The 12,896-nt window shown below is 46.2% G+C and carries 9 protein-coding genes; 7 read left to right on the top strand and 2 right to left on the bottom strand.

Annotated elements, in window-relative coordinates; translation table 11 throughout:
* The first annotated feature begins 77 nt into the window (after positions 1 to 77).
* From era to BN3912_RS01470, 3 genes are all read left to right on the top strand, one after another.
* Positions 78 to 959, top strand: coding sequence for a GTPase Era (gene era / locus BN3912_RS01480; protein WP_023983837.1), 882 nt, complete (start codon positions 78 to 80; stop codon positions 957 to 959).
* A 419-nt stretch (positions 960 to 1,378) separates the two neighbouring features.
* The gene (gene der / locus BN3912_RS01475; protein ID WP_064972249.1) at positions 1,379 to 2,692 is read left to right on the top strand and encodes a ribosome biogenesis GTPase Der; all 1,314 of its coding nucleotides are present in this window, start codon (positions 1,379 to 1,381) and stop codon (positions 2,690 to 2,692) included.
* Between the two features lie 66 nt (positions 2,693 to 2,758).
* Positions 2,759 to 3,145 carry a hypothetical protein gene (locus BN3912_RS01470; protein WP_023983835.1) on the top strand — a complete coding sequence of 129 codons (387 nt, stop codon included), beginning with the start codon at positions 2,759 to 2,761 and terminating at the stop codon, positions 3,143 to 3,145.
* Between the two features lie 72 nt (positions 3,146 to 3,217).
* Here BN3912_RS01470 and BN3912_RS01465 read toward each other — a convergent pair whose 3' ends face one another.
* Complete coding sequence (locus BN3912_RS01465) at positions 3,218 to 3,988, bottom strand: ABC transporter ATP-binding protein (protein ID WP_023983834.1); 771 nt, start codon at positions 3,986 to 3,988, stop codon at positions 3,218 to 3,220.
* A gap of 10 nt (positions 3,989 to 3,998) precedes the next feature.
* Positions 3,999 to 4,757: an MlaE family ABC transporter permease gene (locus tag BN3912_RS01460; RefSeq protein WP_016665350.1), complete on the bottom strand. Its 759-nt coding sequence runs from the start codon at positions 4,755 to 4,757 to the stop codon at positions 3,999 to 4,001.
* Between the two features lie 549 nt (positions 4,758 to 5,306).
* Here BN3912_RS01460 and BN3912_RS01455 point away from each other — a divergent pair.
* The 4 genes from BN3912_RS01455 to tig all read left to right on the top strand — a co-directional run bounded on the left by BN3912_RS01455 (position 5,307) and on the right by tig (position 12,829).
* Positions 5,307 to 8,384: a SusC/RagA family TonB-linked outer membrane protein gene (locus BN3912_RS01455; protein WP_023983833.1), complete on the top strand. Its 3,078-nt coding sequence runs from the start codon at positions 5,307 to 5,309 to the stop codon at positions 8,382 to 8,384.
* A 14-nt stretch (positions 8,385 to 8,398) separates the two neighbouring features.
* Positions 8,399 to 10,054 (top strand): SusD/RagB family nutrient-binding outer membrane lipoprotein, encoded by a 1,656-nt coding sequence (locus BN3912_RS01450; protein ID WP_023983832.1) that lies wholly within the window; start codon positions 8,399 to 8,401, stop codon positions 10,052 to 10,054.
* 279 nt (positions 10,055 to 10,333) lie between these two features.
* A complete protein-coding gene (lptB, locus tag BN3912_RS01445) occupies positions 10,334 to 11,161 on the top strand; it encodes an LPS export ABC transporter ATP-binding protein (RefSeq protein WP_036859297.1) in 828 nt (275 codons plus the stop codon).
* A gap of 309 nt (positions 11,162 to 11,470) precedes the next feature.
* Positions 11,471 to 12,829 carry a trigger factor gene (tig, locus tag BN3912_RS01440; RefSeq protein ID WP_023983830.1) on the top strand — a complete coding sequence of 453 codons (1,359 nt, stop codon included), beginning with the start codon at positions 11,471 to 11,473 and terminating at the stop codon, positions 12,827 to 12,829.
* Positions 12,830 to 12,896 lie beyond the last annotated feature (67 nt).

Raw genomic sequence — 12,896 nt, 5'->3', positions numbered from 1 at the left:
ACAATATCGCAACGAATAAACGCATCCTTCCTTAGAAAAGAATGCGTTTTTTTATTATAAAAGCAACAAATATCGCTATGCATAAGGCCGGATTTGTGAATATAGTAGGCAACCCGAATGTGGGAAAGAGTACGCTTATGAACCAACTTGTAGGCGAAAAGATCAGCATTGCCACGTTCAAAGCGCAGACAACGCGCCACCGTATCATGGGCATCGTAAATACCGATGATGCACAGATCGTGTTTTCGGATACGCCCGGTGTGCTGAAACCCAATTATAAATTGCAGGAGTCGATGCTCGCTTTCTCGGAGTCGGCGCTGACAGATGCCGATGTTTTGCTTTATGTAACCGATGTTGTGGAGGCTCCGGAGAAGAACATAGAGTTCCTCGACAAGGTAAAGAAGATGACCATTCCCGTGTTGTTGCTCATCAATAAGATAGACCAAACCGACCAGAAAACATTGGGAAACATCGTTGAGAAGTGGCACCAACTGCTTCCGAATGCCGAGATACTGCCCATATCCGCACAAAATAAGTTCGGTACGGATATGCTTTTGAAGCGTATCAAGGAGCTGTTGCCCGAATCTCCGCCCTATTTCGATAAGGAACAGCTTACGGATAAGCCTGCCAAATTCTTTGTCAGCGAGATTATCCGCGAGAAAATTCTGCTTTATTATGATAAGGAAATACCCTATTCCGTGGAAGTTGTGGTAGAGAGTTTCAAGGAAGACAGGAAACACATCCATATCAATGCCGTGATTTATGTGGAGCGAAACAGTCAGAAAGGCATCATCATCGGGCATCAGGGCGTGGCATTGAAAAAAGTAAGTACCGAGGCTCGCAGGGCTTTGGAGCGTTTCTTCGGCAAACCGGTGTACTTAGAAACTTTCGTAAAAGTGGATAAAGACTGGCGCAGTTCGCAGAAAGAACTGAGCAACTTCGGATATAATCCGGAGTAAAGGTAAAAGGGTAAAAAAGTAAAAAGATAAAGGCAGCCGCATAAAAGGCCATCTCTTTACGCTAAAAAGACCGTCTCTTTACGCTAAAAAGGCCATCTCTTTACGGTAAAAAGGCCGTCTCTTTACGGTAAAAAGGCCGTCTCCTTACAGTGAAAAGGCCGTCTCCTTACGGATAAGAGGATGCCTCTTATGTAATTAAAGGGTTTGAATACTCGTGTAACAGCTTGTGCCTGTTGCCGATAGATATGTGCCCTAAGGGGCTTACACAATAGATGTATTACTAATAGGGAGCCTGTGTAATCTGTACGTATCGGGATGCTTGGCATCCGAGAGCCGTGCATGAACAGGTTTCAAACGTGCCTATAGAATGCGTACCCTCGCGGGGCACTCTCCTTTTTGAGAGGAGTTGGGGAAAGTTTATGGCAAATTTAGTAGCGATAGTGGGGCGCCCCAACGTGGGTAAATCCACCTTATTCAACAGACTGACGCAATCCCGAAAGGCGATTGTCAGCGATACTGCCGGTACTACACGCGACCGCCAATACGGCAAATGCAACTGGAACGGGCGGGAGTTTTCCGTTGTCGATACCGGCGGATGGGTAGTTAATTCCGACGATATATTCGAAGATGCCATCCGACGTCAGGTACTTGTGGCAACCGAAGAGGCGGATATCGTGATCTTCCTTGTAGATACGATGACGGGAGTTACCGACTGGGATGAGGACGTGGGGCAGATATTGCGCCGCTCGAAGCTGCCGGTGCTCCTCGTAGCCAACAAGGTAGACAACAGTTCCGACTACTATCAGGCCGCCGACTTCTACCGTTTGGGGCTTGGCGATCCTATCTGTGTCAGCGCTGCAACGGGCGGAGGAACGGGCGATTTGCTCGACCTGCTCATTACAAAGCTGAAGACCGATGACTTCGACGACGTGCAAGACGACATTCCCCGCTTCGCTGTAGTGGGGCGGCCTAATGTCGGTAAGTCGAGCATCATCAATGCCTTCATCGGCGAAGACCGTAATATCGTGACCGAAATTGCCGGTACTACACGCGACAGCATCTACACTCGTTTCGATAAGTTCGGCTTCGATTTCTATTTGGTCGATACGGCCGGCATCCGTAGGAAGAACAAAGTAACCGAAGACTTGGAGTTCTACAGCGTGATGCGGAGCATACGTTCCATCGAAAACAGCGATGTTTGTATTCTGATGATCGATGCAACGCGAGGCATAGAGGCGCAGGATATGAATATTTTCCAGCTGATACAAAAGAATAACAAGTCGCTTGTGGTCGTGGTAAACAAGTGGGATCTGGTAGAAAACAAAGATCAGAACGTTATTAAAACGTTCGAAAATGCCATTCGAGAGCGCATGGCACCGTTCGTAGACTTCCCCATTATCTTCGCTTCGGCGCTCACCAAGCAGCGCATCTTTAAGGTTCTTGAAACGGCAAAGCAGGTATATCTTAACCGTAAGGCCCATGTGGGAACCTCTAAACTCAACGAGGTAATGCTGCCGATTATCGAAGCAACGCCGCCACCTTCTATCAAAGGCAAGTATATCAAGATAAAATACTGCACACAGTTGCCCAACACACAGATACCGTCTTTTGTGTTTTATGCCAATCTGCCGCAGTATGTAAAGGAGCCGTATCGCCGGTTTTTGGAAAACAAGATACGCGAAAACTGGTCGATGCACGGCTGTCCGATCAACGTGTTTATCCGTCAGAAGTAACATTTATGCGATATCCGGTCCCGACAGACCGTGCATATCTGTCGGGATTTTTTATATTTACAAGCAATGAAGAAACTGTTATATCTTGTGTTAGCGGGCCTGCTGGCAGCTTGTTCTGCGGAACTTTCTCCCAATGATGTGGCCGCACAGGCTGCCAAGGTGTATTATGAATATTTGCTGAAAGGCGATTATGCTGCTTTCGTAGACGGGCATTATCGGCAAGACAGCATCCCCCGAAGCTATCGGGAGCAGCTTATTACTAATGCTAAGATGTTTGTCGGCCAGCAACAGACCGAACGCCGGGGCCTGAAAGAAGTACGCATTGTGCGTGCCGAGGCCGATACGGCACTTCACGTAGCCAGCGTATTTATGTTGTTTACATATGGCGACAGTACCAACGAAGAAGTGCTGGTACCGATGGTAGAGCATAAAGGCGTTTGGTATTTAAGATAAAGACATCCGTGGCGAGCAGTGCGGATTTCGTACAATATGTGGCCGGTCAGGTTCCGAAAGCAATCCGTAAATTCACAGATTTCCTTCCTCTTGTTCCACCTCTTTTACCTTTTTGAATAAATCGGAAGCAAAGACAAGGTCGTTCAGACGCTTATTAGTCGAGTTGATGATGTCGTCTTTAGTGCCTTGCCATTCCTTTTTTCCCTTGTATATAAATATGATGTTCTCGCCGATACCCATTACCGAATTCATGTCGTGGGTATTGATGATAGTCGTTATGTTGAATTCATGAGTGATGCCCGAGAGCAGTTCGTCGATGACGAGCGACGTCTTCGGATCGAGTCCGGAGTTGGGTTCGTCGCAGAAGAGATACTTCGGATTGAGCACAATTGCACGGGCTATGGCCACACGCTTTTGCATTCCGCCCGATATTTCGCCCGGGTATTTGTCTTGGGCATCGGTCAGATTAACGCGGGCAAGGCAGTCTTGCGCCCGTTTCACGCGCTCGCGATAGTTCATGGCAGAGAACATATCGAGGGGAAACATAACATTTTCGAGCACTGAAAGGGAATCGAACAGCGCTGCACTTTGAAAAATCATGCCCATTTCGCGCCGCATCCTCACCTTATCTTTCTTGCTCATGCCCACAAAGTCGCGCCCGTCGTAGAGCACTTCGCCGCTTGTAGGCTCGAGAAGTCCCACGAGATTTTTCATCAGAACGGTCTTTCCCGAGCCGCTCTGACCGATGATAAGGTTCGTCTTCCCATCGTCGAAGCGTGCATTGATGTCTTGCAACACCGTCTTGTCTTCGAAAGATTTGGTTAAATTCTTTACTTCTATCATGATAAAAGAGTTAAGAGAGCAACTGTGTGAGGAACACATCGGAAAAAAGGATGAGCACGCTGCTGCTCACAACTGCATCTGTCGACGCCTTTCCTACCTCCACCGAGCCGCCCTCTACGCTGTAGCCGAAGTACGAAGACACACTGGCAATGATGAACGCAAAGAACAAACTCTTGATGATACTCATCCATACGAACCACGGATTGAACGAATGTTGCAGTCCGAGAGTAAGGTCTTCGGGCGTTAGTATGTGCCCGATGTAGGCCGTACCGTAGGCGCCGAGGATACCTGTAAGCGAGCTGAAGATGACGAGGAACGGCATAATGGTGACCAAGCCCATGATCTTCGGCAGTATCAGATAGCTTGCCGAGTTCACTCCCATGATATCCAAAGCGTCGATCTGTTGGGTAACTCGCATCGTTCCGAGCTCCGAAGCGATGTTCGATCCTACCTTTCCGGCGAGGATAAGACACATGATCGACGATGAAAACTCGAGCAACATGATCTCGCGAGTGGTATATCCGGATACCCAACGCGGCATCCACGGACTCTGTATGTTCAGTTTCATCTGTATGCAGATTACCGCCCCGATGAAGAAAGAGATAAGCAGCACGATGCCTATAGAGTCGATACCGAGTTGCGACATCTCCTTAACGTATTGCTTGAAAAACATCCTCATGCGCTCCGGACGGCTGAACGACCGCCCCATAAGGATGAGGTAGCGCCCGAAAGTGGTGAGATATCGATAAGTAAGTTTGATAATAAGCATGCCTACAGATAGCTGTTGTTGCATGCAAAAGTAACCAAAAAAGTGCAAAAACTGCTATAAAGATAGAAGTTTTTTATGCTTTTGCGGGTGATATTATGTTTTGTTGAGTTTCGTTATCGGAGTTTTTGAGGCTGATACGGGCAGTATTTGCTGGCGATAGATAGTGTTCCTATCGTTGATAAGCATGCGGTTTATCGGGCCTGAAGGGTATGCCTATTGCCATTATTTGCTGTGTGTAGTATGAATAAAATGTAAATGAATGTAAATTTAAAACCTCGGGTAGTTAATAAATTTAAAGTCGGTGATGAAAATATGTTATTTTGTTTTTTTCTTGAAACGTAATCAAAAAAATGTTTACCTTTGCGTATTACTAAAAACCGAGGGTGCAAATGTATTAAGTATCTTGGCGATCTAACTAAAACAAACAGTATCTGAACTTCCTATAGAATGCTTCAAGGCTTGAAACATGCCCTTTTCTTAGTTGTATGAATATAACAGAGAACAAATAATATCTATTAAAAGTTGTACACATAATTAATTAGTTAGCTTATGTATAAACCATTGAGAATTGTAAGTTTTATGCTGGCTTTCTCGGCATTTTCTGCATGTCCGGCGCTCGCTGCGGGCACTTCTGCAGTTAATATGCAGGCCACGCAGGAGAACAATGTTTGTAAAGGTGTGGTTACAGATAGCCACGGAGAACCTTTGGCCGGCGTGTCTGTGGTCGTTAAAGGCACGCAGCGCGGTACCACGTCGAATACGGAAGGAAACTTCTCTCTGTCCGGCGTTAAAAACGGCGATGTAATTCAGGTATCGTTTATTGGCTTCAAATCGGCAGAGGCTGTGTGGAACGGTAAGGCTATTAACTTTGTGCTGAAAGATGACTCCGAACTTCTTAGCGAGGTTGTGGTAACGGCTATGGGTATCAAACGCGAATCTAAGTCGCTTGCTTATTCTGCCCAAACCGTAGGGGGCAAAGATGTAAACGAGATCAAGAATATCAATATGATTAACTCTCTGCAGGGTAAGAGTGCCGGTTTGAGCATTACACCCAACTCTACCGGTGCAGGCGGTGCATCTAAGATATTGTTCCGTGGCAGCAAGTCTATCAGCGGAAGCAATCAACCCTTGGTAGTTGTAGACGGTGTGCCTTTGATGATGAATATCTCCGACAATCAGGTAAACAGCAATTATGGCGGACAGCGCGACGGCGGAGATGCCCTCTCGGCCATCAATCCCGACGATATTGCACAGATAACCCTTCTGAAAGGTGCTTCTGCAGCGGCTCTCTATGGCGCCGTGGCAGCCAACGGTGCCATCATGATTACCACTAAATCGGCGCAATCCGGTAAGGTTGCCATCAACGTATCGAGCAACACCACCGCCGAGAGTGCCCTTACGTTACCTAAATTCCAGTCGAATTACGGTGTTAGCGACAGTGGTACTTTCAGCTGGGGCAGCAAGTTAAGCAGCTCGGCTCCTAATTATGCCAAGAAATTCTTCCGTACCGGTTTCACTACAAACAACTCTATATCGGTAGCAGGCGGTAACGATAAGATCTCTTCTTATTTCTCTTATGCCAATGTGATGTCTAACGGTATTATGCCGGAGAATAATTATAAGAGCCATAACCTGTTGGCTAAGGTGGGCTTCAATGTGCTCGAACGCGTGCATATAGACGTAAGTGCAGGCTACAACAAGCAACATGTAAAGAACCAAGCAGCATCGGGTTTCATCAATAACCCGCTTACCGGTGCTTATCTCTTCCCCCGTGGAGAGAACTGGGATGACTACAAGAGCAACTTCGAAGGTTACGATTCGTCGCTGAATACCAACATTCAACGTTGGACAAACGTAAAACAGGAGCAGTTCTCTAACCCATATTGGATGGTCAACAGGCAAGTTCCGATTTCAGATCGTGACCGTTATGATTTCGGTGGAAGCATCAGATATGATATCATGGACGGGCTTTCTGTTACCGGCCGCCTGCGTTATGAACGCGGCGACGAACACTGGGTGTATAACGAGTATGCATCGAGTACCGGCGGTAGAAACCTCTTGGGTACGATGAAAGACAGTCGTATTTTCAGCGAACAGTTCTATGGCGATTTGCTTGCTTCTTACAATCATACGTGGGAAGATTTGTATGCATTCTCGGTAACGGCCGGAGCCAGCTTCACCAAAACTAAGGGCGAAGGTAACGAAGTTATAGGATGGGGCGACTCAAAATACGAGGTTATAGACGGAAAACCATCCGGTAATGCCTACTATCCCAATATCTTCTCGCCGGCGAACTACTATCGTTTGTCGACAACATTCTCTCGTAAAGACAAACGTTTGAACTCTATATTTGCTACGGCACAGTTCGGTTACAAAGACGGATTGTTCTTTGACGTGACTGCACGTAACGACTGGTCGTCTTCTTTGGCATTTACAGAGAGCGTGTCGTTCTTCTATCCATCGTTCGGAACAAGTATCTTGCTCGATAAGTTTATCAATTTGGGCCAGGAAGTGAATATGTTGAAACTCCGCGCTTCTTACTCTATCGTGGGTAACGATGTGCCTGTGTTCATGAGTAACCTTAGATATACGTTGAAAGACGGTGGCTCTTTAACGCCTCCTGACAAGGCTCCGTTCCGCACACTGAAGCCGGAGAAGACGCATTCTCTTGAGCTCGGTATTGAAGGTATGTTCTTTGATAACCGCTTAGAGGCTAACATTACTTACTATAAGACTAACACCAAGAACCAGTTCTTCGACATCGAGGCTCCTTGGGAGACAGGTCTACGTCGGCGTTATGTCAATGCGGGTAACGTAGAGAACCAAGGTGTTGAGTTCAGTCTTTCATGGCATCAGCAGTTCAGCAACGATTTTGCTTGGACAACAAGATACAACTTCGCTTACAACAAGAACAAAATCAAGGATTTGGTTGAAGGATTGAACGACGGACTTACGCTTGCCGACTACGGTGGAGCTAAGTTTATCCTGAAAAAGGGCGGACAGTATGGCGACCTATATGTACGTCAGATCAAGCGTGACAGCAACGGAAAGCCCATCGTGGATAACGGTGCACCGGTCTTAGGTGGCGATAATCTCGCCGATCTGAAGTATGTTGGTAACATGATTGCTAAGGTAAACATGGGCTGGAGCAATACTTTAACCTACAAAGACTTTGCATTATCGTTCCTTATCGACGGTAAGTTCGGTGGCAAGGTGCTCTCTATGACAGAGGCAACTCTCGATGGATGGGGCGTATCCGAACGTTCCGGCGCGGCTCGCGATGCCGGAAGTGTGAACTTGGACGGTACGACATTCGATCCGCAGAAGTTCTATCAGACTGTCGGAGCCACCAACTTCAACTCGCAGTATGCCAACGAAATGTATATATACAAGGCAACCAACGTTCGTATGCGCGAGCTTTCTCTCGGATATACATTCCGCAATCTCTTCGGATTCGGCAAGAATCTCACCGCTTCGCTTATCGCACGTAACCTATTCTTCTTCTATAAAGACGCGCCGATGGATCCGGATGTATCTCTTGGTACGGGCAACGGATGGCAGGGTGTAGACATGTTTACATTGCCGTCTTCGCGCAGTATCGGTCTTAACTTAAAGCTTAACTTCTAAAATTTGATGATCCTATGAATATCAAGAAAATAATATCCTATGCGTCGGCTGCCGCTTTGATGGCGATGAGCGGTACAGCACTGACCGGTTGTACGGATAACTTCGAGACGTTGAATACCAATAAATACGAGGTAGATCCGAACAATATGCCGTTTGCAGCTCAGTTTATCGAGCCCATGACTTATGTCTATGCTCCTCACCAGAACATGTTTCAGTTCTGGACCAACCTGAGTATCGACCTTTTCGGTGGTTATTTCATGACTCCCCATAACTTCGGAGGCAACGGAAACGCAGACTATAAGTTGAACAGAGGTTTCTGTGGGGGGATGTACGAGAACTATTATCTGCACCTATTCAATAATACCAGCCGCCTTATCAAGGCCTGCGACGAGAGGGGCATTGCCGATTTCGCGGCCGTAATGCGTGTGGTTCAGGCTTATGCAACCGCATGTGCGACGGACGCTTACGGCCCTATAGCCTACAGTTCTGTAATAGAAAGCAACGGTGTATCGTTTGCCTACGACAAGCAGGAAGACATCTACAACTCCATTTTCAAGCTCTTAGACGATGCGATAGCCGGTTTCAAGAGCGGTACGTCTACGGCAGAACAGATGCAGGCATTCGATTATTGGTGCAATGGCGATAAGACTTTGTGGATAAAAGTGGCCAACCAGTTCAAACTGCGTTATGCCATGCGCATCGTAAAGGCCAATCCAACCTTGGCTAAACAGAAGGCCGAAGAGGCTGTTCAGGGCGGTGTATTGACATCGGCAGACCGTGATATCCTGATCGACCATGGCATCAGTAACGAGCTCACCCGCATGTTCGAGTGGGGCGATTGCGGCATGAATGCCAATTTGGTTACCATTATGGAAGGCTTCAACGATCCGCGTATCGGTCTTTATATGACCAAGAATACCGGCGATGTGCAGGTAAATGGAGCAACAGTTGTGGCAAAAGGCGCTCAATATCTGGGTATACGCGGCGGTTGTGAATTGCCTAATAAGCCCAATGCGTGGACAAATTATTCCGGCGTTGTGTGCTCTTATGCCACTCCGTTGCCTGTTATGAAAGTGGCAGAGGCCTACTTCTTGCGTGCTGAAGGGGCATTGCGTGGCTGGAGTATGGGCGGAACAGCCAAAGATCTTTACGAAGAAGGCATCAAAGTTTCCATGCAGAACGAGCTTAAATATAAGAAAGCTTACTCTTCGGTAACGTCTATTACAGACGCACAGATTACGGCTTACATCAACGGCACAACCAAGCAGGCGAATTATGTCGATCCTGCAAATTCGGCAAACAACATCAGTGCCCAGAATACCGTGAGCGTGAAATGGGACAATAGTGCAAGTAATGAAGAGAAATTGCAGCGCATCATCATTCAAAAATGGATTGCCAACTTCCCACTCTCTACCGAGGCATGGGCGGATTATCGCCGTACCGGCTATCCTAAACTGTTCCCCAATAGGGTGAATAAGAGCGAAGGTACCATCGATACCGATGAGCAGATACGCCGCTTGATCTACTCTACAGTAGAGATCAATACCAACAATGCCGAGATGCAGAAGGGTATAGAACTCCTCAATCAGGAGAATACAAGTACCAAGTTTAAGGGTGATATCGGCGGTACCCGCGTATGGTGGGACAAGCAGGGCGTAGCCAATTTCTAAACAGTATGTATGAATAACGAGTACCGAGGTGGCGCATAAAACGAAACTTCGGTATTTATATCGGGAAGACAAATAAGAGCAAACGACCGTAACGGTGCCTTGCCTTTTATTTGTCTTCCTTTTCTTTTCCATAGAAAAACCCTTAATAGTTCTAAACAATTCAACCTTTTCCACATTTTTACACTACCTTTGCATAAGATAGGCTGCACCTCGGTAATTTCAAGCAAGCTTGATTACGCTCGGTTCGTACTATCTTTGTAATGGAAGTAACGACTGAATATGGAAGATAAAAGTAATATGCAGGAAGGTAATATGGGGGGAGGAATGGTGCTCCGTACCGAAGGATTGGTGAAAAAGTATGGAAAGCGCACCGTTGTAAACGATGTTTCGATTAACGTAAAGCAAGGAGAAATTGTGGGATTGCTTGGCCCTAACGGTGCCGGAAAGACCACCTCTTTCTATATGACCACCGGTTTGATTGTTCCGAATGCCGGACATATATACCTGAATAATACGGATATCACCAACTATCCCGTGTATAAACGTGCGCGGGCAGGTATAGGTTATCTGCCTCAAGAGGCCAGCGTGTTCCGCAAGATGAGCGTAGAAGATAACATAATGGCAGTACTTGAAATGACCAAACTGAACAGGCAAGAGCGCGAAGACAAGCTGGAAAGTCTGATAGGCGAGTTCCGTTTGAACAAAGTACGTAAAAACAAGGGCGATCAGTTGTCGGGTGGAGAGCGACGAAGAACCGAGATTGCCCGTTGTTTAGCTATCGATCCGAAGTTTATTATGCTCGATGAACCGTTCGCAGGTGTCGATCCTATCGCCGTAGAAGATATACAGCACATAGTGTGGAAGCTGAAATACCGGAATATAGGCATTCTGATTACCGACCATAACGTGCAGGAAACGTTGACCATTACCGACCGTGCATACCTGCTGTTCGAGGGAAAGATACTCTTTCAAGGTAATCCCGACGAGCTGGCTTCCAATAAAATAGTGCGCGAAAAGTATCTTAGCAACAGTTTTGTGTTGCGCAAGAAAGATTTCCAACTCATAGATGAAGAACGCCGTGCCCGCGAGTCTGATGAGGGTAAATAGAACCACTGTTGCGGCTGCATGCATGGCTTTTCTGCGGTAGATATACCCTCTGATTGCGATAGATGGTGCATGTAACAGACTTAGGCATATTGCTTGTCGCTACTACGTATATGCTTTATGTCGGTCGCCCCTTTGCTATAAACTGTTCATGCTGTTTTTTCGAAGTAAACGGAAGTGTTGTTTTCGCATGTTGCAATATCCGTTGAAAACAAAATTTTACATATTATGTTAGGTATTTACGCCAATTATGAGTAATTTTGCAACTCGGTTCGAAAAAAATAAATAAATCATATAACAAAGATATCAGAGATGAAGATTTCATTTGAAAACCCCGACAAAGTGAATGGTTTGATGACCATTACCGTCGAAGAAGCCGATTACAAAGAGAATGTCGAGAAGACATTGAAGGATTATCGCAAGAAAGCAAACGTGCCGGGTTTCCGTCCCGGGCAGGTTCCCATGGGACTCATCAAGCGCCAGTTCGGTACCTCGGTAAAGATGGACGCTATCAATAAATTCGTCGGAGAGCAGATTTATAAGTACGTACAGGATAATAAAATCCAGATGCTTGGCGAGCCTTTGCCCTCTGAAAAGCAGCAACCGCAAGACCTTGAGAAAGATGCACCCTATACATTCGTATTCGATATTGCCGTTGCACCGGAATTTCATATTGAGTTGAACGGCAAGAATAAGATCGATTACTATAACATTACGATAGACGATAAGCTCATAGACCATCAGGTAGATATGTTCGCATCGCGCATGGGCAGCTATGAAAAGACCGAAAAATACGTCGACAACGACATGCTGAAAGGCGATCTTCGTGAACTCGATGCAAAGGGTAATACCAAAGAAGGTGGGCTCACGGTCGAAGGAGCGGTATTGATGCCTAATTATATTAAGGTAGATAAACAGAAAAAACTGTTCGATGAAGCGAAGTTGGGAGATATCATTACGTTCAATCCCCGCAAGGCCTATCCGGAGAACGATACGGAAATAGCTTCGTTATTGAAGATAGACCGCGATCACGTGAAAGACTATGAAGGCGATTTCAGCTATCAGATAACAGAAATCAGTCATTATAAAAAGCACGATGTAGATCAGGAACTCTTCGACAATGTATTTGGTAAAGGTGCTGTAAAGAGTGAGGCCGAATTCCGTGCAAAGATAGTTGAAGGGCTAAAGGCACAGCTTACTGTCGACAGCGATTATAAGTTCTTGCAGGATGTTCGCGACTATTGTGAGAAGAAGGTGGGGAAACTGACCTATCCGGATGCCTTGCTGAAACGCGTAATGCTGAATAATAACAAGGATAAAGGGCAGGAATTCGTAGACAAGAATTATCCCGAAAGCATCAAACAGCTTACTTGGCACCTGATTAAGGAGCAGCTTGTGGCCGCTCATAATATTAAGGTAGACGATAAAGACATTAAGAACGCAGCAAGAGAAACGGCACGTGTGCAGTTCGCGCAGTATGGTATGAACAACGTACCCGATGAATATGTGGACAATTATGTAACCGAACTCTTGAAGAAACGCGAGAATGTAGACGGTTTCGTAGATCGTGCCGTGGATATCAAACTTATTGCCTCGTTGAAAGAAATCGTGAAGTTGAACGAGAAAGAAATCTCGATGGACGACTTCAACAAGATGATGGAAAATAAGTAGGCAAAGCAAAGTTTTACACTTTGTGAAGCATTCTTAAATAACGTTTTTTACGAAAAAAACTTCTTTT

The organism is Prevotella phocaeensis, from assembly GCF_900065875.1.
Lineage (GTDB): Bacteria > Bacteroidota > Bacteroidia > Bacteroidales > Bacteroidaceae > Prevotella > Prevotella phocaeensis.
Note: the sequence above shows the minus strand (reverse complement) of the source record. Positions and strands in the feature narration are given on the sequence as shown.